Annotated in this window: 17 protein-coding genes; 8 read left to right on the top strand and 9 right to left on the bottom strand. The window is 71.2% G+C overall.

Annotation, left to right across the window (positions count from 1 at the left end):
- From VF542_RS04070 to VF542_RS04060, 3 genes are all read right to left on the bottom strand, one after another.
- Positions 1-670: type IV pilus twitching motility protein PilT (locus VF542_RS04070; protein WP_408650427.1), on the bottom strand; the 670-nt coding region annotated here is incomplete at its 3' end.
- Between the two features lie 111 nt (positions 671-781).
- Positions 782-2455, bottom strand: coding sequence for a GspE/PulE family protein (locus VF542_RS04065; protein WP_408650426.1), 1674 nt, complete (start codon positions 2453-2455; stop codon positions 782-784).
- A 120-nt stretch (positions 2456-2575) separates the two neighbouring features.
- Entirely contained in the window at positions 2576-6142 is a 3567-nt protein-coding gene (locus VF542_RS04060) for an error-prone DNA polymerase (RefSeq protein WP_408650425.1), read from the bottom strand.
- A gap of 273 nt (positions 6143-6415) precedes the next feature.
- Here VF542_RS04060 and VF542_RS04055 point away from each other — a divergent pair, with 273 nt between their 5' ends.
- The 3 genes from VF542_RS04055 to VF542_RS04045 all read left to right on the top strand — a co-directional run bounded on the left by VF542_RS04055 (position 6416) and on the right by VF542_RS04045 (position 8351).
- Positions 6416-6991, top strand: a complete 576-nt coding sequence (locus VF542_RS04055) for a hypothetical protein (RefSeq protein WP_408650424.1) — start codon at positions 6416-6418, stop codon at positions 6989-6991.
- Positions 6988-7626, top strand: coding sequence for an RES domain-containing protein (locus tag VF542_RS04050; protein ID WP_408650423.1), 639 nt, complete (start codon positions 6988-6990; stop codon positions 7624-7626). The genes VF542_RS04055 and VF542_RS04050 overlap by 4 nt, the downstream gene beginning before the upstream one ends.
- Before the next feature lie 80 nt (positions 7627-7706).
- Positions 7707-8351: a LysE family translocator gene (locus tag VF542_RS04045; protein ID WP_408650422.1), complete on the top strand. Its 645-nt coding sequence runs from the start codon at positions 7707-7709 to the stop codon at positions 8349-8351.
- A gap of 72 nt (positions 8352-8423) precedes the next feature.
- Here VF542_RS04045 and VF542_RS04040 read toward each other — a convergent pair whose 3' ends face one another.
- Positions 8424-10307: a S9 family peptidase gene (locus VF542_RS04040; RefSeq protein ID WP_408650421.1), complete on the bottom strand. Its 1884-nt coding sequence runs from the start codon at positions 10305-10307 to the stop codon at positions 8424-8426.
- A gap of 36 nt (positions 10308-10343) precedes the next feature.
- Here VF542_RS04040 and VF542_RS04035 point away from each other — a divergent pair, with 36 nt between their 5' ends.
- Together VF542_RS04035 and VF542_RS04030 are read left to right on the top strand one after the other, a co-directional pair.
- On the top strand, positions 10344-12698 hold the full coding sequence (locus tag VF542_RS04035) for a RecQ family ATP-dependent DNA helicase (RefSeq protein ID WP_408650420.1): 2355 nt from the start codon (positions 10344-10346) through the stop codon (positions 12696-12698).
- Between the two features lie 125 nt (positions 12699-12823).
- Positions 12824-13015: a hypothetical protein gene (locus VF542_RS04030; RefSeq protein ID WP_408650419.1), complete on the top strand. Its 192-nt coding sequence runs from the start codon at positions 12824-12826 to the stop codon at positions 13013-13015.
- A 53-nt stretch (positions 13016-13068) separates the two neighbouring features.
- Here the strand turns inward: VF542_RS04030 and VF542_RS04025 are convergent, their stop codons facing one another.
- On the bottom strand, positions 13069-14832 hold the full coding sequence (locus tag VF542_RS04025; protein WP_408650418.1) for an aminotransferase class V-fold PLP-dependent enzyme: 1764 nt from the start codon (positions 14830-14832) through the stop codon (positions 13069-13071).
- Positions 14833-14940: 108 nt separating this feature from the next.
- On the opposite strand from VF542_RS04025, the gene VF542_RS04020 reads away from it, so the two are divergent.
- Complete coding sequence (locus tag VF542_RS04020; protein WP_408650417.1) at positions 14941-15453, top strand: mycothiol transferase; 513 nt, start codon at positions 14941-14943, stop codon at positions 15451-15453.
- On the opposite strand, the gene VF542_RS04015 is transcribed toward VF542_RS04020, so the two are convergent.
- From VF542_RS04015 to VF542_RS04005, 3 genes are all read right to left on the bottom strand, one after another.
- Positions 15434-17530, bottom strand: a complete 2097-nt coding sequence (locus tag VF542_RS04015) for an ATP-binding protein (RefSeq protein ID WP_408650416.1) — start codon at positions 17528-17530, stop codon at positions 15434-15436. The two genes, VF542_RS04020 and VF542_RS04015, sit on opposite strands and share 20 nt — an antisense overlap.
- The gene (locus tag VF542_RS04010) at positions 17527-17931 is read right to left on the bottom strand and encodes a response regulator transcription factor (RefSeq protein ID WP_408650415.1); all 405 of its coding nucleotides are present in this window, start codon (positions 17929-17931) and stop codon (positions 17527-17529) included. The genes VF542_RS04015 and VF542_RS04010 overlap by 4 nt, the downstream gene beginning before the upstream one ends.
- Positions 17932-18004: 73 nt before the next feature.
- A complete protein-coding gene (locus VF542_RS04005; protein ID WP_408650414.1) occupies positions 18005-19615 on the bottom strand; it encodes a PucR family transcriptional regulator in 1611 nt (536 codons plus the stop codon).
- A gap of 60 nt (positions 19616-19675) precedes the next feature.
- On the opposite strand from VF542_RS04005, the gene pruA reads away from it, so the two are divergent.
- Both pruA and VF542_RS03995 read left to right on the top strand, forming a co-directional pair.
- The gene (pruA, locus tag VF542_RS04000) at positions 19676-21334 is read left to right on the top strand and encodes an L-glutamate gamma-semialdehyde dehydrogenase (RefSeq protein WP_408650413.1); all 1659 of its coding nucleotides are present in this window, start codon (positions 19676-19678) and stop codon (positions 21332-21334) included.
- Between the two features lie 11 nt (positions 21335-21345).
- On the top strand, positions 21346-22269 hold the full coding sequence (locus tag VF542_RS03995) for a proline dehydrogenase family protein (protein ID WP_408650428.1): 924 nt from the start codon (positions 21346-21348) through the stop codon (positions 22267-22269).
- Positions 22270-22286: 17 nt separating this feature from the next.
- Here VF542_RS03995 and VF542_RS03990 read toward each other — a convergent pair.
- The coding region (locus tag VF542_RS03990; protein WP_408650412.1) for a DNA polymerase Y family protein at positions 22287-23439 on the bottom strand (1153 nt) is incomplete at its 5' end.

Raw genomic sequence — 23439 nt, 5'->3', positions numbered from 1 at the left:
GCAGCTCGCCGACCAGGATGATGTCGGGGTCCTGGCGCAGCACGTGCTTGAGCGCGATGGCGAAGTCGGAGGTGTCCGAACCGACCTCGCGCTGGTTGACCACGCTGCGCGAGTGCGAGTGCAGGTATTCGATCGGGTCCTCGATGGTGACGATGTGCGCCGACCGGGTCTGGTTGGCGACGTCCAGCAGCGCCGCGAGCGTGGTGGACTTGCCCGAGCCGGTCGGGCCGGTGACCAGCACCAGGCCGCGGGTCAGGTGCGCGAAGGCCTCCACCGACCGCGGCAGGCCCAGCTCGTCGAGGCTGCGGATCTTGTGCGGGATGGCCCGGAAGGCCGCGCCCACCGCGCCACGCTGGCGGTAGACGTTGACCCGGAAGCGGCTCACCCCCGGGATGGCGTAGGCGGTGTCGAGTTCCTGGGTCTTGTCGAAGCGGTCCCACAGGTTCTCGCTGAGGATCGAGCGAATGAGCGTTTCGGTGTCCACCGGGGCCAGCCGGTTGCGGCCGGCCAGCGGTTCCAGGGTCCCGTTGATTCGCATGCAGGGCGCGATGCCCGCGGTGATGTGCAGGTCCGAGCCGCCCAGCTCCACGAGCATGGTGAGAAGTTCGTCCAGCTCGTGCTTCGCCTGGTGCATGGCGAAGGGTGCCTCGAGCGCGATCAGCGGATTCATGAAGATCCCTCAGTAGTGGTGTCGTCAGTCAGGTGGCGGTGGCGGTGGCGGTGGCGGTGGCGGTGGCGGTGGCGGTGGCGGTGGCGGTGGCGGTGGCGGTGGCGGTGGCGGTCATACCGTCACCCGGAGCATCTCTTCCAAGGTGGTGAGCCCGTCGAGGGCCTTGCGCAGGCCGTCGTCGCGCAGGGTGACCATGCCCTCGGCGATGGCGACCTTCTTGATCTCGCTGGCGGAGGCGTGCTCGACGGCCATCCGCTCGATCTGCTCGGAGACCGGCATCACCTCGTTCAGCGCCAGCCGGCCGCGGTAACCGGTCTGGGCACAGGACCGGCAGCCGACGGCCCGCCACAGCGAACCCGGCTCACCGAACTCCTCGAAGTTCCAGTGCACGGCCGCCAGTTCCTTCCGGCTCGGCGGGTACTTCTCCTTGCACCACTCGCAGAGCCGGCGGCACAGTCGCTGGGCGAGCACCGCGTCCAGCGACGAGCCGACCAGGAAGGGTTCGATGCCCATCTCGACGAGCCGGGGGAGCGCGCTGGGGGCGTCGTTGGTGTGCAGGGTGGAGAGCACCAGGTGGCCGGTGAGGGCGGCCTCGACGGCCAGCTGGGCGGTGGCCCGGTCCCGGATCTCACCGATCAGCACCACGTCGGGGTCCGATCGCAGGATGGCCGGCAGCACGGCCGCGAAGGTCAGCCCGGCCTTCGGGTTCACCTGCACCTGGTTGATGCCGTCCATCCGGTACTCGACCGGGTCCTCGACGGTGATCACGTTGACTTCCGGGCGGGCGATCTCGCCCAGGGTGGCGTACAGGGTGGTGGACTTGCCCGAACCGGTCGGGCCGGTGACCAGCACCATGCCGTGCGGCTTGCGGAAGCTCTGGGAGAACCTCTCGTAGTTGTAGTCGGTGAACCCGAGCTTGCGCAGCTCCAGATCGATGCCACCGGTGTCCAGCACCCGCAGCACCACCTTCTCCCCCCATACGGTGGGCAGGGTGGCCGAACGCAGGTCGACGCTGCGCCCGCCCATGTCCCTGGTGATCCGGCCGTTCTGTGGCACCCGGCGCTCGGTGATGTCCAGGCCGGAGAGGATCTTCAGGCGCGAGATCAGCGCGGCCTGGATGCCGCGCGGAACGGCGTCGACCTCGTGCAGCACGCCGTCGATGCGCAGCCGGATCTTGAGGTCGAACTCGCTCGGTTCCAGGTGGATGTCCGAGGCCCGGGAGCTGATCGCGCGCTCCAGCAGGGAGTTGACGTAGCGGACGACCGGGGCGTCCTCGTTGACGGAGTTCAGGTTGTCGCCGTCGGAGGTCCCGTCCTCGGCCTCGGCCTGGGCGGCTGCCTCGTCGAGGTCGGTGCTGGCGCGGGTGTAGCGGTCCAGCAAGCGGTTGAGGTCTTCCTTGGTGACCACCATGGGCCGGACCATCAGGCCGGTGGCGGCCCGGATGTCGTCCAGGGCGAGCACGTCGCCCGGATCTCCGACGGCCACCGTGATGGTGTTGTCGCTGACCGCGATCGGGAACATGTTGTGCCGGCGGGCCAGGGTCAGCGGAATTCGCGCCATCGCGAGCGGGTCCACCGGAAAGGCGGAAAGCTCGACCGCCTCCACGCCGTAGGCGTCGGCGGTGGCAAGCGCCAGCTGCAGGTCGGTGACGATCTGGTCGTCGACGAGCACCGAGCGCAGCGGCCGGCCGCTGATCTTGGCGGTCTCGATGGCTCGGTCCAGCACGCCGTCATCCAGGCCACGCCCGCGCAGTGCGGTGACGATGGTTCGCAGTGCGGGATCCATGGCTCCTCCGTCAAAACGGGTGGTGGACCTACCGCACTCGGTGACCGGGGGGATTTATCACCGGGCACGGTAGGTACCACCTGGGTTTCCTATCGGGGAGTTCCAGCCAGATCTGAGGCGTCAGCGGAAATCGCGAGCGGTGGTCCGCAGGCCGAGGTTGAGCGGCTCGATCCGCTCGGCCAGCACGTTCAGGACGCCGTCGGCCCGTTCCAGCATGCCGCGGATCAGCAGGCCGCCGGAGCCCACGGCGGCCCGGTGGTGGCGCTGCCAGACCACCGGGTCACAGATCACGTTGATCATGCCGAACTCGTCCTCGAGGTTGACGAAGATGACCCCGCGGGCGGTCGCCGGGCGTTGCCGGTGGGTGACGATGCCGCCGACGGTGACCCGGGTCCGGTCCGGCAGCCCGCGCAACTGGCGCGAGGTGATCACGCCGAGGGAGTTCAGCCGCTCCCTGATCAGGGCGGTGGGGTAGCAGTCGCGGGTGATGCCGGTGGCCCACAGGTCGGCCATCAGCTGCTCCGGTTCGGTCATCTCCGGCAGCGCCGGGATGTGCTCCTCGCTGGGTGCGGGCAGGTCGAGCTGACCCGGGCGGTAGTCCGCGGCCGCGCCGGCCACCCAGAGCGCCTCTCGCCGGCTGGTACCGAGGGACTCGAAGGCGCCGGCGGTGGCCAGCGCCTCGAGCTGGGTGGTGTTCAGCCCTATCCGGCGGGCGAGTTCGGTGATGCTGGTGAACTCGCCGCCGTGCTCGCGCTCGGCGACGATCCGCTCGGCCAGCTCGGCACTGATCGCCCGGACGCTGGAGAGCCCGAGCCGGACCGCCGGCTGGTGCGGGCCGGGGCCGACATAGCTGGACTCGCCCTCCTCGGTGTCCTGCAGGCAAGCCGGCGCCAGTGAGGTGTTGATGTCCGGGCCACGGACGGCGACCCCGTGCCGCTTGGCGTCGTGCACCAGGGACTGGGGCGAGTAGAAGCCCATCGGCTGGGCGTTGAGCAGCGCCGCGCAGAACGCCGCCGGGTAGTACAGCTTCAGCCAGGACGAGGCGTAGACCAGGAAGGCGAAGCTGATCGAGTGGCTCTCGGCGAAGCCGAAGGCGGCGAAGGCCTTGATCTTGGTGTAGACGTCGTCGGCGACCGCGCCGGTGATGCCGTTGGCCCGCATGCCCTCATAGAGCCGGTCGCGCAGCCGGGCCATCTTCTCCTCGCTGCGCTTGGAACCCATCGCCCGGCGGACCTGGTCCGCCTCGGCCGGGGTGCAGCCGGCCCCGTCGATGGCCAGGCGCATCAGCTGCTCCTGGAACAGCGGGATCCCGAGGGTGCGCTCCAGCGCCGGTTGCAGGATCGGGTGCGGGTAGGTGATCGGCTCCAGGCCGTTGCGGCGGCGCAGGTAGGGGTGCACCGAGTCGCCCTGGATCGGGCCCGGCCGGATCAGCGCGATCTCGATGACCAGGTCGTAGAAGGTGCGCGGCTTGAGCCGGGGCAGCGTCGCCATCTGCGCCCGGGACTCGACCTGGAACACCCCGACGGTGTCGGCGGCGCACAACATGTCATAGACCTTGGGGTCCTCGGGCGGGATCTCGTGCAGGCCGTAGCGGTGGCCGTGCCAGTTCTCGACGAACTCGAAGCAGTACTTCAGCGCCGACAGCATGCCCAGGCCCAGCAGGTCGAACTTCACCAGGCCGGTGGCGGCGCAGTCGTCCTTGTCCCACTGCAGGACGGTCCGGCCCGGCATCCGGCCCCACTCGACCGGGCACACCTCGATCACCGGCCGGTCACAGATCACCATGCCACCGGAGTGGATGCCGAGGTGGCGGGGCGCGTGCTGCAGCTGTTCGGCCAGGAGGAGCACCTGCTCGGGTACCGCGTCGGCATCGCGGTCCTCGCCCGGTGGGATGGCGGTGTGCTTGGCTGGTGTGGTCTCGTCCGGCGCCCAGTGGTGGCGCTCCATCTGCTTGCTCCAGGCGTCCTGCTGGCCGGGGGCGTAGCCCAGCGCCCGGGCGATGTCACGGACCGCCGAGCGGGGCCGGTAGGTGATGACGTTGGCGACCTGGGCGGCGTGCTGGCGGCCGTGCCGTTCGTAGACGTGCTGGATGACCTCCTCGCGCCGGTCGGACTCGATGTCGATGTCGATGTCGGGCGGCCCGTCACGCTCGGGCGCCAGGAACCGCTCGAACAGCAGGTTGTGCCCGACCGAGTCGACGGCGGTGATGCCCAGGGCGAAGCAGACCGCGGAGTTGGCTGCCGAGCCGCGCCCCTGGCAGAGGATGCCCCGCCGCACGCAGAACTGGGTCAGCTCCCAGACCACCAGGAAGTACCCCGGAAAGCCGAGCGAGTCGATGATCGCCAGCTCGTGCTCCAGCTGGCGGTAGGCCCGGTCGGTGGCCGGGCCGCGCGGGCCGTACCGGGTGCGGGCGCCTTCGTAGGTCAGCAGCCGCAGGTAACTCATCTCGGTTCCGTCGCCGACGCCGTCCGGCACCGGGAACGGCGGCAGGTTCGGCGCCACCAGCTTCAGCGGAAAGGCGAGCTCGGTACCGAGCCGGGCCGCGGTGCTGACCGCTTGGGGGTAGCGCCGGAACCGGGCCGCCACCTCGGCGCCGGAGCGCAGGTGCTGGCCGGCCCAGGCGGGTAGCCAGCCGTCCAGGGCGTCCATGCTGGTGCGGGCCCGGACCGCGGCCATCGCGGTGGCCAGCGGCCGGTTGCGCGGAGCGGCGTAGTGCGCGGCGGTGCTGGCGACCAGCTGCAGGCGCTGCTCGCCGGCCAGCTCGGCCAGCGCCGCATAGCGCTCGTCGGCCAGCGGTTCCAGAGCGTGGGTGAGCTCGACGGCGACGTTGTCGCGGCCGAACCGGTCGACGAGCTCGGCGAGCGCGCGGCGGGCCGGATCCAGGGCGAAGGTGCCGTAGTCGGCGCCCGTGAGGTCGGAGCCGCTGTTCGCGCTTCCTTCCAAGGCCTGCCGGACGCTGCCCTTGCGGCAGCCGGTGAGGATCAGCCAGTTGTCGTTGGAGAGTTCGGTCAGCTCGTCGAGGTCGTACACCGGCCGGCCCTTGGCGCCGCCGCGCAGGTTGGCCTGGCTGATCGCCCGGCAGAGGCTCGCGTAGCCGGCCGGGTTGCGGGCCAGCACCAGCAGGTGGGTGCCGGGCGGGTCGGGGATGCCGGTGCGGGCGGCGATCGCGCGCTCGGTGCGGGTGCGTGGCAGCTCAATGCCGGTGTTGAGTTCGGCCCCGAACACCGTGGGCAGCCCGAGCGCGTCGGCGGCCTCGGCGAACCGGGCGACCCCGTACATCCCGTCGTGGTCGGTCAGCGCCAGGGCTTGCAGGCCCAGGGCGACGGCTTCCTCGACCAGCTGCTCGGGATCGCTGGCGCCGTCGAGGAAGGAGAAGGAGGAGTGCGCGTGCAGCTCGGCGTAGGGCACCGGGCTGTCGCCGGCCAGCGGGGCGGCGTCGGCCAGCGGGATCGCCGGGGGCTCGTAGGCGGGGCGCTTGCGGCTCCAGGCAGGGGAGTCGCCGCCGTCGGGTTCGCGATCGCTGCCGTGGCCGCGCCGCCGGGACGGTGCCAGCGGGGTGGCAGGGGTGAGGTCGTCACGGTCGGTGTCGTCGTCGGAGGCGTTGTCGGTATCGGTGTCGGGGGTGGGCCGTCCGGACAGCCGCCGTTCCAGCTCCCGCCACGGGATGACCGGATTGTTGAACCCCATAGACGAAGTGTACTGAACATATGTTCGATTACCTCTCGCAAGCCCGGGACTTTTCCACAGGTCAGTCCTGGCTCCAAGCGTTTCGCTCTACGGTTCTCGAGTGAGCAGCCCTCCGGGCCACATGTGCGTCGGTTGACGCACTTGACGCAGATCGGATCGACTAGGGTAGGCTGCTTCTTGACGCACTTGACGATAAGAGGAGCGATCGTGGAGAGATCCCGCGCTGTGCCCCGTTCCGCCGAGCCCTCTGCCCTCCGGCGAAGCGGTCGTGCCGTGCACTCGACTCGGGCGGATCTCCCCCGACAGGTCCGAACCAAGCCGGTACCTGCTGACCAGCTCAGCACTGGAAAGGAGCTGCTGCTGTCCAGCGTCGTCAGCGCCCTGAGCCGCCGGCTGCAGTCGCTCAGCGAGGAGGACCTCGCCCAGATCGACCCGCGGCAGGTTGCCGAGCGGGCGGCGGCGCTCATCCCGACCTCGCATCCGTTCGCTCAGCTCGGCCCGTTCTACCCGACCAGAGCCGTGACGAAGTGGCTCGGCATCACCCGGCAGGCTCTCGACCAACGAGTCCGAGCCCGCAAGATGCTCGGCTGCCCGACCGCCGATGGTGGCCAGCGGGTCTACCCGGTGTGGCAGTTCACCGCGGACGGTCAGGCCATTGCGCACCTGCCAGCGGTGCTCGACACGCTGCACGAGGGCATCGACGATCCGTGGACGTGGGCTACCTGGTTGGCGGCCCCGGTACCCGGCCGCTTCGACGGCATGCCAGCGCACCAATGGCTGGCTGAGGGCCGGGACGCCGAGCCGGTGCTGACCGAGGCGCGCCGCACCGCCGGCCGGTTGGCGCGGTGACCGATCCCGCACGCCGGCGTCTTCAGCTGCGCTCCCCGCGCGGCAGCCTGGCCGGATTCCCCGGCTGGACCCTGCGCCCGGATCGTGCCCTGTACCGAGCGCACAAGGCGACTGTCGCCCCGTGGTGGTTCTCCAGCGACGGCAGCGGACGTTTCGACCTGCCTCCACCGCACGGGACGTGCTATCTGGCTTCGGACCCCGAGGCGGCCGTACGGGAGCGCTGGGGCGAGGAGTTCCTCGCCCTGGGCTTCGTCCCTCGTGGGCTCGCGGAGAGCACCGAGGTGTCCGAGCTGCAGGCGCCGAAGGGCAGTCGGCTGGCCGACCTGTGCGCTGCCGACGCGGCCGGCTTCGGCGTCACGCGCGAGATCAACACCACCGGCCGCTGCGACATCAGCCAGGCGTGGGCGGGCGCTCTCGGCCCGCTGGGGATCGGGCTGCACGGCGTGCGGTACCAGCCCCGGCTCAGCACCGATTCCCGCAGCTGGGCGCTCGGCCTGTTCGGCGACGCCGGCGACGCGGCCTGGCCGACTGACCCGCACCCGGTAGGAGGCGTTGCCCTGGCTCAACAGCTGGGCATCGAGGTGGCCAGCCCTCCGTCGCTGGCCGCGCTGAGCAGCGTCCTACGAACGCCATAGGTGTAGGCCGCTGAGGGGATCGCCACATCCCCGGTGATAAATGGGGGCAGATAACCGAAAGTCTGTTTAGCATCGGTCCGGTGGTGACCCAATCGGCAGTGGTCGGCGTGTTCCTGGTCGCGCTGGCGCTGGTGCTGACTCCTGGCCCGAACATGATGTACCTGGTCTCGCGCAGCATCACCCAGGGCCGGCGGGCCGGGGTGATCTCACTCGGCGGGGTGGCCGTCGGCTTCCTCATCTACCTGACCGCCACCAACCTGGGGCTGTCGGCGATCTTCACCGAGGTTCCGCAGCTCTACCTGGCGCTGCGCATCGCCGGCGCGGCCTACCTGGGCTGGCTGGCCTTCAACGCCTTGCGTCCCGGCGGCCCGGCCGTCTTCGCGCCCGCCGCGATGGCGCCGGACTCGCCCCGGCGGCTGTTCACCATGGGAATGATGACCAACCTGCTCAACCCAAAGATCGCGGTGCTGTACCTGTCGCTGATCCCGCAGTTCGTGCGCCCGGCCGACGGGCACGTGCTGCTGCAGGGATTCGTGCTCGGCGGGGTGCAGATCGCGGTGGCGCTGACCGGCAACCTGCTGATCCTGCTGGCCGCCGGCACCATCGCCGCGTTCTTCGCCCACCGGCCCGGCTGGCTGCGCGTGCAGCGTTACCTGATGGGCACCGTGCTCGGCGTGCTGGCGGTCAAGATCGCCACCGACCAGGCCCGCCCGGTCGGCGGCTGACCTCAGCCCGCCGATGACTAGCCCAGCCGCCGACTCAGCCCAGCCGGCTTGAGAACCCGGCGGCAGTTGGGCTCAGCCCAGCTGGCGGGCCAGGAAGTCCAGTGCCTTCGGATAGGCATCGAGCTGGTTGGCCCGCTTGGCCAGGCCGTGCCCCTCGTCCGGATAGACCAGCAGCTCGCACTCGATCCCGTTGCCCCGCACGGCGGCCACCACCTGCTCGGCCTCCGACAGCGGCACCCGCGGGTCGTTGGCCCCGTGGATCACCAGCAGCGGCGCCCGGACCCGGTCGATGATCGGCAACGGTGACGCCGCTTCCAGCACCGCCCGGTCCTCGGCGAGCCGGCCGTATTCCCTTTCCCGGTAAGCCCGCCGGTACGCCGAGGTGTTCTGCAGGAAGGTGACCAGCGAGGAGATGCCGACGATGTCGACGCCGGCGGCCCACAGCTCGGGATAGAAGGTCAGCCCGGCGAGCACCATGTACCCGCCGTAGGAGCCGCCGTACAGCGCGACCCGCCCGGTGTCCACGCCCAGCGTCGGCAGCCAGTCGCGCACCGCCACCAGGTCCGCCACCGAATCCAGCCGCTTCTCCACGTCGTCCATCGAGAGCCAGCGGCGGCCGTAGCCGGTGGAGCCCCGGACGTTCGGCAGCACCACCGTGTGGCCGGCCAGCGCCAGGGCGGCCGCCACCGGGCTCCAGTTGCGGACGGTGGCCGCCTCCGGGCCGCCGTGGATGATCAGCACCGCCGAGCCGGCCGGCTCCGCCGGCACGATCGCCAGCACCGGGATCTGCTCGCCGTCCGGCGCCGGCGCCCGCGCCGAGATCGGCTGCACCAGCCCTTCGGTGGCCGCCGCCGGGTTGCTGGTGGTCCGCCGCTCGGCAGACTCACCGTCGCGCCAGGCGTAGACCTCCGGCGGCTGCACCGGCGAGCCGAACGTCATGCCCAGCATGCTGGAATCAGGCGCCCAGACCGGCTCGGAGTTGAAGGTCAGCACGCTCGGATGCGGGAAGTGAACCGGCTGCCCGGCCTGCGATGCGGTGTCCAGCGGGCCGCCGGCCCAGTCGTGGACGGCCAGCTCGTCAGCGCCGTCCCGGGTGGTCACCACCGCGAGCCGGTGACCGCCGGGTGCCGGCCAGCCGAACACGTCACCGTCGGCCTCGGCGAGCGTCGACCAGCGCCGGCTGGCGAGGTCGAAGCTGCGCAGCGAGACGAATTCGGCCTCCGCGTCGGAGGACGCCAGCAGCCCGGTGGAGTCCGGCAGCCACCGGACGTTCGACCAGTCGCCGGGCACCGCCGGGTCGGTGATCGGGCTGACCTGCCCGGTGGCCGAGTCCGCCAGCAGCAGCTCCGACGATGCCGGCACCGTGGTCAGCCGGGACAGCACCACCCACTGGCCGTCCGGTGAGACCCGGGCCTCGGAGAACCAACCGCCGGCGTCCCAGAGCACCTGCTCCTCGCCGGTGGCCAGGGTGTGCGAGACGACGTCGAAGTCCACGCCGTTGCGGCGGTTGGTGGCATAGATCAACCGGCCGGGCTGGACGTCGAGCAGGTTGTGGATGAAGTCAGGGTTGGAGACCACCGGCTGCAGGTCAGCAAGCCGAGCTGGGGCCGCCTGACCGGTGGCGGCCGGACCGGTGGCGTCGTCATCAGTGGCGGCCTGACCGGTGGCGCCCTGATCGGCGGCGGCGTCCAGGCGCAGCAGTGACAGCTGGGCACGCTCGGTGCCGCCGGTGTCAGCCGACACCACGACCGCCCGCTCGCCGGGCAGGTAGCGGCCGCTGCACGGCTCGCCGAGGTCGGTGAGCTGGGTCCAGTCGCCGGCCGGCGAGATCTCATACAGCTGCACCGAGCCGCTGTCGTCATTGCCCACCAGCAGCCGCTGGTCGGAATCGATGTCGAACAGGGTGCTGCGGCGCAGCTCGAGAAGTTCGATGAGCCGTTCGCGGGCTTGGGTCATGCCAGCATCGTCGCATCCGGCTGCTAGACATCACCCATGACCTTCTCGGCGCCGGCGCCGGCGCCGGCTTCCGTGCTATCGGAAACCGTGCCCTCGGAAACCGTGCCCTCGGAAACCGTGCCCTCGGAACCCGCCAACGGGCCGAGCGAGGACCGGGCCCGGCTGCGCGAGCAGGCCCAGGCTCAGCTGCAGGCATTGGCGGGCCCGGCCGCCGAGCTGCGCGCCGATCAGTGGCGGGCGATCGAGGCCCTGGTGGTGGACCGGCGCCGGGCCCTGGTGGTGCAGCGCACCGGCTGGGGGAAGTCGGCCGTCTACTTCGTCGCGACCGCACTGTTGCGCGCCCGCGGCGCCGGGCCGACTGTGATCATCTCGCCGCTGCTGGCCCTGATGCGCAACCAGATCGCCGCCGCCGAACAGGCCGGCATCCGCGCCGCGACGATCAACTCGACGAACCTGGAGGACTGGTCGGCGACCTACGCCGCGGTCAATCGGGGCGAGCTGGACGTGCTGCTGCTGTCGCCGGAACGGCTGAACAACCCGGAGTTCCGCGATCAGGTGCTGCCCCGGCTGGCGGCCAGCTGCGGCCTGCTGGTGGTCGACGAAGCGCACTGCATCAGCGACTGGGGCCACGACTTCCGGCCGGACTTCCGGCGGCTGCGGACCCTGCTGCCGCAGCTGCCGGACGGCATCCCGGTGCTGGCAACCACCGCGACGGCCAACAGCCGGGTGGTGGCCGACGTGGCCGAGGTGCTCGGACTGGGCAGCCCGGCCACCGGCACCGAACCTGCCACCGGCACCGAACCTGCCACCGGCACCGAACCGGCCACCGGCACCGAACCGGCCACCGGCACCGAACCTGCCACCGATCAACCGGAGGGTAGCCACGGCCGGCGTACCGAACAGGTGCTCGTGCTGCGCGGCAGCCTGGACCGGGAGTCCCTGCAGCTGGGGGTGCTGTCGCTGCCGTCGAGCGCGCACCGGCTGGCGTGGCTGGCCGATCAGCTCGGCTCGCTCACCGGTTCCGGAATCATCTACACCCTCACGGTGGCCGCGGCGCACGAGGTTGCCGGCTACCTGCGCGAGCGCGGTCACCCGGTGGCGGCCTACTCGGGCCAGACCGAGCAGACCGAGCGGCTGGCCGCTGAGGACGACCTGATCAACAACCGGGTCAAGGCACTGGTGGCCACCTCGGCGCTGGGCATGGGATTCGACAAGCCCGACCTCGGCTTCGTGATCCACTTCGGCGCGCCTGCCTCGGTGATCGCCTACTACCAGCAGGTCGGGCGGGCCGGCCGGCGGCTGGACCGGGCCCCGGTGATCCTGCTGCCCGGCCCTGAGGACCAGGCGGTGTGGGACTACTTCGCCTCGGTCGGCTTTCCAGGCCCCGGCCAGGTCCGCCAGGCGCTGGAGGTGCTCGGCAGCAGCCCCCAGCCGATGAGCACGGCGGCGCTGGAAACCCGGATCGAGCTGTCCCGGGCCCGGCTGGAAACGATGCTGAAGGTGCTCGACGTCGACGGCGCGGTGCAGCGGGTCAAGGGTGGCTGGGTCGCCACCGGGCAGCCCTGGCACTACGACGCAGAGCGCTACGCCAGGCTCAACGAGGTGCGCCGGGCCGAGCAGCAGGCGATGCGGGCGTACCTGCGCCTGGATTCCTGCCGGATGCGCTACCTGCGTACCCAACTGGACGACCCCGCCACCGAGGACTGCGGCCGGTGTGACAACTGTGGCGGCTTGACGCTGACCGGCAGCGCACCCGAAGCCGCGGTCGCTGAGGCCCAGGCCAGCCTGCACCGTCCGGGTGTGGTGCTGGAGCCGCGCCGGCAGTGGCCGGCCGCGATGCCGTCACTCGGGGTGCAGGTCCGGGGCAGGATCGCCGCCGCCGAGTCCGCCGAGCCCGGACGGGCCATCGCCCGGTTCACCGATCTCGGCTACGGCAACCGGATCCGGGCGGTGCTCGCCGACAGCACCCCGGACGGCCCGGTCCCTTCGGAGCTGATCGCGGCGAGCATCCCGGTGCTGGCGGCCTGGGACTGGCAGTCCCGCCCGGCCGCGGTGATCTCGGTCGGCTCGCTGCGCCGGCCGCTGCTGGTGGCCGACCTCGCCGGCCAGCTGAGCCGGATCGGCCGGCTCGCCGACCTCGGCGGCGTCAAGCACGTCGGACAGTCCGCCACCGGCCGCTCGAACAGCGCGCAGCGACTGAAAGCCTGCTGGGACGGCTACCGGTTGCCGGCTCGGCTGAGCGACCAGCTGGCCGGCGACCACCGCGGCGCGCCGGTGCTGCTGGTCGATGATTTCTGCGACACCGGCTGGACCATCACCGTGGTCGCACGGCTGCTGCGCGCCGCCGGGGCCGGACCGGTGTACCCGTTCGTGCTAGGCCAGACCGGCTGAAGCGGGTCGAGCGGCTGACGCCGCGCCTGACGCCTGACGCCCGAGCGCTCAACCGTGACCCGAAACACTCAGCCGTCGAATCCGTTCCGGCGTATAAATAGCTACAAGCTATTAGGGAGCCCGCCATGGCAACGGTTCTGGTAGTTCTGACAGCAGTACTTCTGGTCGCACTGTTCGGCGCTCTCTACTGGTGGACCCGCAAGTCTGAGCGCGACATCGGCTACGACAAGCCAGGAATTCCTGAGGACCAGGCCGCTGGGCTTCGGTTCGGCATCGCGATCGGCGTCAACCAGGGCAACATGGGCAGCGGCATATAAGAGACCAGGCGCCGGCGGGTCGAGGCCTGGCTGACGGGTGAGGCTGGCCGGACTCAGTCCGGCAGCAGGCAGCCGGCCGGCAGTTCGAACCAGCGCAGGTGCTCGAAGTCCGCCGAGACGAACCCGGCAGCCGGGTCCACCGGCAGCTCCGGCGCGGCGCCTTCGGCCGCGGCGAACAGCGCGGCCGCCTCGTCCAGGTAGCGGCGTAGCTCGGTCTCCGGCGCCCGGTCCTGTTGCCGCGGGTAGGCCATCCGGCCCTGCTCGTCATAGCTCACCTGGCCGAGGCGAAGCGGCGGTTCGGCGGGGCCTCGGCGATGCCGCCACAGGCCGGTCACCGGGTTGAACCGGTAGTCGCCGAGCAGTCGCCAGCCGTGCCGTGCCACCAGCCGGACCGCCTCGACGATGTAGTCGAAGACCGGTTCGGAGATGAAGTAGTTGAAGTTGACCCGCACCCAACCTGGCTTGATCCCCTCGCAGCCACCGGTGATCTCGCGCTCGAACTCGTGGGAGCGCTCGATGTCGATGCCCAGCAGCCGGTGGCCGTAGGGTCCGGCGCACGAGCAGCCACCGCGCGACTGGATGCCGAACAGGTCGTTGAGCAGCGCCACTACATAGTTGTGATGCAGGTAGCGCACGGCGCCCGACCCGCCGGTGCGCACCACGAACGACACGATCGACAGCCGCCGGGAGTCGAGATTGCCCAGGATCTCGATGGCCGGTTCCTGCATCCAGGCCTGCACCGCGCGGCGCAGGTAGTGCTCCTCGTGCGCCCGGATCACCTCCAGGCCCACCGCCTGTTGCAGCTGGAAGACCAGCCCGGCCCGGATCGACTCGACGATGGCCGGGGTGCCGCCCTCCTCCCGCTGGGCGGGATCGCTGAGGTAGCGGTGCTCGTCCGGATTGACGTAGGCCACCGTGCCTCCGCCGGGCACCACCGGCACCCGGTTGCTGAGCAGCTGGCGACGGGCGATCAGCAGGCCGGGAGTGCTGGGGCCGCCGATGAACTTGTGCGGGCTGAGGAACACGGCGTCGAAGTAGGCCAGTGGATCGTGGTCGGGGCCGGCGCACATCTGGATCTGGACGTAGGGCGCCGCGGCGGCGAAGTCCCAGAACGACAGCGCGCCGTGCGCGTGCAGCAACGCGGCGACCCGGGCGGTGTCGGTGACGATGCCGGTCACGTTGCTGGCCGCGGAGAAGGAGCCGATCTTCAGCGTCCGGTCGGCGTAGCGCACCAGTTCCCGTTCCAGTGCCGCGGCGTCGAGGTGGCCGTCGACGTCCTGCTCGATCAGCACCACGTCGGCGATCGACTCCCGCCACGGCAGCTCGTTGGAATGGTGCTCGAACGGGCCGATGAACACCACCGGACGCTCGGCCGCCGGGATCGCCTGGCTCAGCTGATAGCGGTCCTCCAGGCCGGCGGGGATCCGCAGTCCCAGGATGCCGATCAGCTTGTCGATCGCCGCGGTGCAGCCGGAACCGGCGAAGATCACCACCGTCTCGTCGTTGCCGCCCACCGCCTCGCGGATGATGTCGCGGGCGTCCTCGCGCAGCCGGGTGGTCTGCAGGCCGGTGCCGCTGGACTCGGTGTGGGTGTTGGCGTAGCGGGGTAGCACCTCGTCGCGGATGAAGTCCTCGAGGAAACCCAGCGCCCGCCCGGAGGCGGTGTAGTCGGCGTAGGTGACCCGCCGCGGGCCGTACGGGCCGGGCATCACCTGGTCGTCGCCGATCACCGAGTCGCGGATCCGGCGCAGCAGCGCGGTCTCTTGCGGGGTGCCGCCGTGGTGCGCAGCGGACGTCTCCGGTGTGAGGATGCTCATGCTCGCCAGCGTATGGCGTGGACATGACGGATAGCCGACCGCATGCGTGGCGATGGTGGTGGGTCAGCCGCTTGGTCGCTCTGCTGGAATATGGGGATGGAGAACACAGTGACAGTCGCGCAGTTGCTGATCGACGGCTTCGACCGCATCCGGCAGATCGTCGTCCGCACGCTGACCGACCTGTCGCCGGAGCAACTGGCCTACGCGCCGGCCGCCGGCGCCAACACGATCGGCTGGTTGGTCTGGCACCTGACCCGGATCCAGGACGACCACCTGGCCGAGGTGGCGGGTACCGAGCAGGTCTGGACCGCCGGCGGCTGGTTCGAGCGGTTCGGGCTGCCCCTCACCCCTGCCGACACCGGGTTCGGCCACCGGTCCGAACAGGTCGGCGCGGTCCGGGTGCCCTCGGCCCAGCTGCTGATCGACTACCACCAGGCGGTCTTCGAGCAGTCCCGGCAGTACCTGGCGGGACTGACCGAATCAGACCTCGCCCGGGTGGTCGACGAGTCGTGGGACCCGCCGGTGACCCTCGCCGTGCGGCTGGTCAGCGTGCTGTCCGACGACCTGCAGCACGCCGGGCAGGCCGGCTACCTCACTGGAGTCATGCGGCTGACGTCCTGAGGTCGATCTCCTGCTGGGACGTCGGCGGCAGCCAGACCGTCACGCTGGTCCCGACTCCCAGTTCGGAGTCGATGTCCACCGCGCCGCCGTGCCGGTGCACGATCTCCTGCACGATCGCCAGTCCGAGGCCGGTGCCCGGCAGCGCCGCCTCGGCGGCGTTGGAGGCCCGGAAGAACCGGGTGAACAAGTTCGGGTAGTCCTCGGGCGGGATCCCCATGCCGGTGTCGCGGACTTCGATGAGCACACCGCCGTCCTCGGCCGGTGACAGCGTCACCAGCACGCTGCCGCCGGACGGGGTGAACTTCAGGGCGTTGGACACCAGGTTGGTGAAGACCTGTTCCAGCTGCTGCGGATCGGCCTGGACGTTCAGCCCCTCCTGAGAACTGACGAGTTCGAGCTTGACGTCACTGGCCGAGGCAAGCGGTGCCATCGCGCTCAGCACCGACTGCAGCAGTGGCCGCAGCTCGACGGTGGTCAGTTCCAGCCGCAGCCGGCCCGCGTCGATCCGGGACTGGGTGAGCAGGTCCTCGATCAGGTTGCGCAGCCGGGTGGCGTTGCGGTCGATGATGGTCAGCATCGCGGCGGCCGAGTCCGGTAGCCGGCCGCCCTCGCCGTCCTGCAGCATCTCCAGGTAACCGCTGATCGAGGTCAACGGGGTGCGCAGCTCGTGCGAGACGGTGGCGATGAAGTCCGCCTTGGCCTGGTCCAGTTCGCGCAACAGCTGCACCGCCTGGGCCTGCCGCTCGATGACGTGCGCCTGCACCAGGCTGTGGGCGAGGTCCGCGGCCAGGTGCTGGGTGATGCCGGTCTCGGTCAGTGTCCAGTGCCGGGAGTGCCCGGACATCGAGACCCAGAGCAGGCCGAAGGCACTGGTGCTGTCACCGACCGGCACCAGCAGCGAGGCGCTGGCGCCGATGGCCTGGGCCATGGCGAACGCGCCCCGCCCGGCGATCGTCGGCTCATAGGTCCGGTGGTCATCGATGCTGATGATGTGCGCGGTCTCCCACAGCCGGTCGGCCAGCGCCTTGGTGGCCTCCAGCTGCTCGGGAGTGGGGTCGGGCAACGGCCGCAACGGTTCGCGCTGCCACTGCGCGGTGATCTGTGGCACCCGGTCGGCGGCGTAGACCTGCAGCCAGACCCGGTCGGCCTCCATCGCGTCGCCGAGGCCACGGACCAGCAGGTCGGCCATCTGGTTGCCGTTGGTGGTGCGCCGGATGGTGGAGGCGATCAGCCTGGTGCGCTGGCGGAACACCTCCGCGTCCCGGTCGACGATGGCTTCGGCCCGGGCTCGCCGGCCCACCGCATTGACCGCCCTGGCCAGCGCCCTGACCTCCGACGGGCCGTCCTGCTCGTTGGCGCGGGCGCCGAGATCGCCCCGGTCCAGCCGGCCGACCACCGTCCGCAGCGCCCGCAACGGGCGGGTGAGCCCGGAGGCGATCCGGAAGGACAGGATCGCGGCGGTCAGCACCGCGAGCCCGGTCGCGATGACCAGGATCGGAATGGCCAGGCCGCCCAGCCGCTGGGACGCCTCGCGCAGCCGGCGGCGGTTGGCGTCGAGGCTGGCGCCGACGGTCGCATCGGCTTTGCGGAAGCGGTCGAAGAGCTGCTTGGCGTTCTGCTGCTGGTACAGCTCGGTGGCGTTCGACGGGCGCGGCTTGCTCACGATCGGATCGGCATAGGTTTCCAGCCACTGCTTGGCCAGCGCGCGCTCGTCGGCCAGTGCCGCGTCGAGGTGGTGCTCGCCGATCGCGTGCAGGTTGGCGCCGGTGGCGTCCAGGCTCGGCAGGATCTTGTTGCGGCCGATCTGGTAGGGCTGCAGGAAGCTGCGGTTGCCGGTGATCAGGTAGCCCCGGACGGCGGTCTCGGCGTCCAGCATCAGGGTGAGCGCCTGGGCATGCTGCTCACCGGCCGGGCCGTAGCCCTTGGCGAGGTCGGACACCTGCCCGGTCGCGATCTGGACGGCAAGCACGCCCGCCGTCCCGATCCCGAGCAGCAGCAGGAGCAGGAGCAGCACGAGTCTGCGCAGTCGGGTGCCGACCGCGTCACGCGTGTCGGCGGGGACGGCGCTGTTGGTCACGCGGGCGTCCGCCCGAGGACCGCGTTGACCCGCGACACCAGGTCGCGGGGGCTGAACGGCTTGACGATGTAGTCCGCGGCGCCCACGGCGAAGCCGGAGTTGATGTCGAACTCCTGGCTCTTGGCGGTGAGCAGGATGACCGGGATCGTGCGGGTTGCCGGATCCTTCTGCAACCGGGTGAGGATCTCCAGGCCCGAGATGCCCGGCATCATCACGTCGAGCAGGGCGACGTCGGGCCGGTGCTTGTGGGTCGCGGCAAGGGCCTCAGGCCCGTTGCCGAAGGAGAGCACGTGATAACCGGCGGCGCTCAGCTTGGCTGTCACGAGTTCGCGAATGTCGCGATCGTCCTCGGCGATGAGCGCAACCGGCAGCCGTTCTTCGGGCGTCGGCTCGTTCGTCATGGCGGTGAGCCTTTCTGCACAGTGCTGCGACCCGGGTGGTTCGGCCCCCGTCAGACCCTTTTGAATCATCTGATCATCCCTCGGATAACTCTGGGCGCAAGCCGCAACGCAGCTGGACATGCAGAGCAAATCTGTCCGGACCCCCAGAAGGGTCGATTCCGGTCGCCCGGGCGGCCCTGCGCAGCCGGTATCGAACGGTCGTGGGATGCAGGTGCATCCGGGCCGCGACCCGGCCGACGTCGGAGCCCGCTTCCAGGTAGTTCAGCAGCGTCCAGGCGCCATCCGGGTCGGTCTTGATCAGGGCGTCGATCCGCGAGTCGAGCAGATCCTCATGCTGGGCGAGGCAACTCTCGATCGCGCTGATCAGCAGCCGCGGCCGTGCGGTGTCGAAGCTGTACACCGGCTCGGTTCCGGCGACGCTCAGCGCCAGCTCGGCACCCTGGCGGGATCGGGCCGCGTCCGGCACCGAATCCACCACCGGCCCGATCGCGGCCCGGGCCGCCGGGTCCAGATGCCGGCGCACCGCGGCCATCGCCTGCCGCAGCATGGCCGTGGCCGGTGCCGTCCTGTCCGAGCCGCCCTTCTCGGTGCCGGCTCTGTCCGACGCCATCGGGTCCAAGGCGGGCAGCAGCAGGTACACCCGGCCCGCGAGCTGTTCCACCAGCGCCGCGCGCCGGTAGGCGGCAGCGTGCACGGTGAGCATCGCGGCCAGCTCGTCCAGCTGCGATCCGGCGCTGGCGGCATCGCGCAGGTCCGGGCCGAGTTCCGCGACGGCGACCGCGCACGGCTGCCGGGCCGCGCGTCCCAGCCGGGCCTGCACGGCCGCGCCGACATCCTGGCCGGCAGCCCGGCCGGTGCCCAGCAGCCCTGCCAGCTCGGTGCCGGAGCCGGCCGGCCGCCGGCCACGCGAGACCAGCTGGGCCGCGGTGATCCGAGCCGCCCCCAGCAGCGCCTGCTCGGCATGCGGCTCGAACTCACCCCTGCCCTGTTGCAGCCAGATGGTGGCCAGTTGCCGGTCGCCGGCGAACACCCCGACCGCGAGCCGGCGGCGCACCCCGAACTCCGGGTGCTCGGCGATCTCCACCACCTCCTCCGACGCTGCCAGCCGGTCATAGACCCCCCACTCGCGCAGCAGTGCCAGGTACTGCGCGGGACCGCTGCGCCCCAGGATCGACAGCCGGCGCAGGTCGTCGACCTCGTCGGTGGATCGCGAGTACGCCAGCACCCGGGCCGAGGTGTCCTCGATGGTGACCAGCCCGCCGGTCAGGATGGCAATCGTCTGCGCGAGTTCGGCCAGCTCGTCATCGGCCCGGACGGCCGGTGGCGCCAGCCGGTTGAGCAGCTGCCGGTGCAGCTCGTTCCAGCCGTGCCGGGCCTCCAGCCAGCACAGGCGCACCTGCTCGGCTGCGGCCAGCCGCTCCAGTTCGGCCGGCTGCAGTTCGGCGAAGTCGGTGCCGGCCGGCTGGCGCAGCAGCACCGCGGCGGCTCCGCCGGCCCGGGCGCTGGCGAGCAACTTGGCGACTTCGGCCGGGCCGATGCCGACGCCCAGCACCAGGTCTCCGGCCGCCAGCGGGGCGCCGGGATCCTGCGGATCGGCGAGCGCGACGGCGGTGGCCGACGGAAAGCGTTCCAGCAGGTCAGCGGCGACCGCACCGACGTCCATGCTCGCGGTGGCGGAATCCATAGCAATGATGTTATCGACTTCGAGCAACCGTCCGGGCCCGAGACGGCTTACCGTGAAGGGATGGATGCCGTTACCCAGATTCCCGTTCCCCGCAACGAGCCGGTACTCCAGTACCGGCCGGGCTCGCCCGAACGCGCCGCCCTGACGAGCAAGCTCGCCGAGCTGGCAGCCGAACCCGTCGAGATCAGCTGCGTGATCGGCGGCCAGCGCCGGATGGGCAGCGGCCGCCGGGGCCAGGTCGTCCAGCCGCACCGGCATGCACACGTGCTGGGCGAGTACGCCAACGCCGGCCAGCAGGACGCGCTGGACGCCATCGCCGCCGCCAAGGCCGCCGCTCCGGCCTGGCAGGCGCTGTCCTACGACGACCGGGCAGCGGTCTTCCTCCGGGCCGCGGACCTGCTGGCGGGTCCGTGGCGGGCCATCCTGAACGCGGCCACCATGCTCGGGCAGTCCAAGACCGCCGTCCAGGCAGAGATCGACGCCGCGTGCGAGCTGATCGACTTCTGGCGGTTCAACGCGGCCTTCGGCTCCCAGCTGCAGCAGGAACAGCCGATCTCCTCGCCCGGGGTCTGGAACCGGCTGGACCACCGGCCGCTGGAAGGCTTCGTCTACGCGATCACCCCGTTCAACTTCACCGCGATCGCGGGCAACCTGCCGACGGCGCCGGCCCTGATGGGCAACGTCGTGCTCTGGAAGCCCTCGGAGACCCAGCTGTTCGCCGCGCACTTCACGATGCGGCTGCTCGAGGCGGCCGGCCAGCCGCCCGGGGTGATCAACCTGCTCACCGGTGACGGGCTGGCCGTGTCGGAGGTGGTGCTGCCGCACCCGGACCTGACCGCCATCCACTTCACCGGCTCCACCGCGACCTTCCAGCACCTGTGGAAGGAGGTCGCGAGCAACATCGCCGGCTACCGCACCTACCCGCGGCTGGTCGGTGAGACCGGCGGCAAGGACTTCGTGCTGGCGCACCCGAGCGCGGACCTGGACACCCTGCGCACCGCGCTGATCCGGGGCGCGTTCGAGTACCAGGGGCAGAAGTGCTCGGCGGCCTCGCGCGCCTACCTGCCGGCCTCGCTGTGGTCGCGGCTGAAGGACGAGCTGGCCAACCAGACCGACGCGCTGCCGATGGGCGATGTCACCGACTTCGGCAACTTCGTCGGCGCGGTGATCGACCGGCGGGCCTTCGACCGGCTCGCGGGCGTGCTGGACCGGGCCAAGAACGACCCGACCCTGGAGATCCTCGCCGGCGGGACCGCGGACGACAGCGAGGGTTACTTCATCCGGCCGACCATCCTGGTGTCCTCGGACCCGACCCACGAGGTGCTCTCGACCGAGTACTTCGGGCCGATCCTGTCGATCTACGTCTATGACGACAGCGCCGATCCCGAGACTGCCTTCGACGAGATCCTGGACATGGTGGACACGGCCACCCCGTACGCCCTGACCGGCTCCATCATGGCCACCGACCGGCTGGCGATCGCCAAGGCCCAGCAGCGATTGCGGTTCGCCGCCGGCAACTTCTACGTCAACGACAAGCCCACCGGTGCGGTCGTCGGCCAGCAGCCCTTCGGCGGCTCGCGCGCCTCGGGCACCAATGACAAGGCCGGCTCGGTGCTGAACCTGCAGCGGTGGGTCTCGCCGCGGGCCATCAAGGAGAGCTTCCTCGCCCCGACCTCGGTGGAGTACCCCGCCCAGGCGCCGGAACCGGCAGGGGACTGAGGCGGATGGCGCTGCTTCGCGAGCCGCTGCTGGCCGCTGCCCGCTCGCCCCGGTTGCGGTCGGTGGCGGAGAAGTCCAAGCTGACCCGCCCGGTGGTCAACCGGTTCGTGGCCGGCAGCACCGAGGCCGACGCGCTGCGGGTGACGGCCGAGTTGGAAGCGGCGGGGCTGCTGGTCACCCTGGACTTCCTCGGCGAGGACACCACCTCCGCCGAGCTGGCCGAGCAGACCGTGCAGGCGTACGAGTCGGTGCTCAAGGCGCTGGCCGCGGCCGGCAGCGCGGACCGCGCCGAGGTGTCGGTCAAGCTGTCGGCGATCGGGCAGTCGCTGGCCGACGGCGACCGGATCGCCCTGGACGGGGCACGCCGGATCTGCGAGGCAGCCGGCGCCGTGGGGACCACGGTGACCATCGACATGGAGGACCACACCACCACCGACGCCACGCTGGAGGTCGTCCGGCAGCTGCGGGTGGACTTTCCCTGGGTGGGCGCGGTGCTGCAGGCCTACCTGCGCCGGACCGAGGAGGACTGCCGGGAGTTCGCGACGGCCGGTTCCCGGATCCGGCTGTGCAAGGGTGCCTACGCCGAGCCCGAATCGGTGGCCTTCCAGGGCGAGGAGGTCGAGGACTCCTACCGCCGCTGCCTGAGCGTGCTGTTCGGTGGCCAGGGCTATCCGATGGTGGCCAGCCACGACCCGGCGATGATCGCGGCGGCCCGCTCGCAGGTCGTGCAGCACAACCGGTCGAGCGACAGCTACGAGTTCCAGATGCTGTTCGGCATCCGGCCGGACGAGCAGCGCGCACTGGCCGCGGGCGGTCACCGGATGCGGGTCTACGTGCCCTACGGCGACGAGTGGTACGGCTACTTCATGCGCCGGCTTGCCGAGCGGCCGGCCAACCTGGCCTTCTTCCTGCGGTCCCTGACGTCGAAGAAGTAGCCGGCGTTCAGTCGGCGTCAGTCATAGATCCCCTCCAGCAGCCACTGCCGGGCGGTGAGGTCGAAGCACACCAGGTAGGCCCGGCCGCTGACGTCGACCAGCTGCATCCGGGCCAGCCGGCGGGCCGACTCGGGATCCCACCAGCGCTCGTCCACCGGCCACGGCCCGGCCCAGGCGGTGATCGCGGCGGTCGGATCGGCACGGCCGGTGGAGTCGGCACGGCCGGTGGAGTCGGCTCTACCGGTGGAGTCGGCTCGGGTGTAGCGGGCCGGCGCGCCGAGCAGAGCGCCCCGCTCGCTGACCTGCACCGTCCGGCCTGCCTCGTCGAGCACCCCGATCGGCTGCGGCGGGTCGACGAGCACCGACGGGGCCGGCGAGGGCAGCCGGCCGGGCCACGGAGCCGTGGACGGCTCCCCGCGATCGTCGCCCCAGGGCACCAGCCTGGTGCGCTGGGCCGGCCCCCGGCCGTCACCGAGCACCGGCGTCAGTACCGAGCCGTGGCCGAGCAGGGTCTGCACCCGGGCCAGCGCCCGGTGGGCCCGCTCGTCCACCGCTCCGTCACCGCCCCACAGGGCTCGCTGGTGGGTGCCGGTCGGCACCGTCTCGATCGGCGTCAGCCGGAGCAGGCTCACCGGCCCGGACGGCGCGTTCGGCTCGCCGGCGGCCCGGTTCAGCCAGCCCTCCAGCTGCCAGCGGACCCGGTCGATGACATCGACGGCGGCCAGCACCCCGGCATGCCGCCAGCGGCGCACCGTCTCCTCGCCCCGGTCGGTCTGGGCCACCAGCTCGAAGCAGGTGCAGGCCAGGCCGTGATCGGCCAGCGCCGAGACGAACTGCTCGACCGCGCCACGGGCGCTGAAGGCGATGGTGTCGACCCGGTCCAGCGGTGGTTCGAGCTCGATGCTGACCTCGAACTCCGCCGGCGGCAGCCGGCCGGCGATCAGCCGGCTGTCCAGGCCGGCAGCCTGGCGGTGCGCCCACGCTCCCGCCGGCCCGAACCGGGCCTGGGCGTCGGCGGCGGGCAGCGCGGCGAAGGCTCCCAGGGTGCGGATGCCCAGCCGGGACAGCAGGTCCACCAGGCCCGGATCCTCCAGCGTGCCGATCGGCAGCCCGGCGAGAAACCCCGCTGAGTTCCCCGGCGCGATGATGGCGCCCCGGCGAGCGGCCTGC

It is taken from the genome of Jatrophihabitans sp., assembly GCF_036389215.1.
Taxonomy (GTDB): Bacteria; Actinomycetota; Actinomycetes; order Mycobacteriales; family Jatrophihabitantaceae; genus Jatrophihabitans_A.
This window is presented reverse-complemented; position numbering and strand designations above follow the sequence as displayed.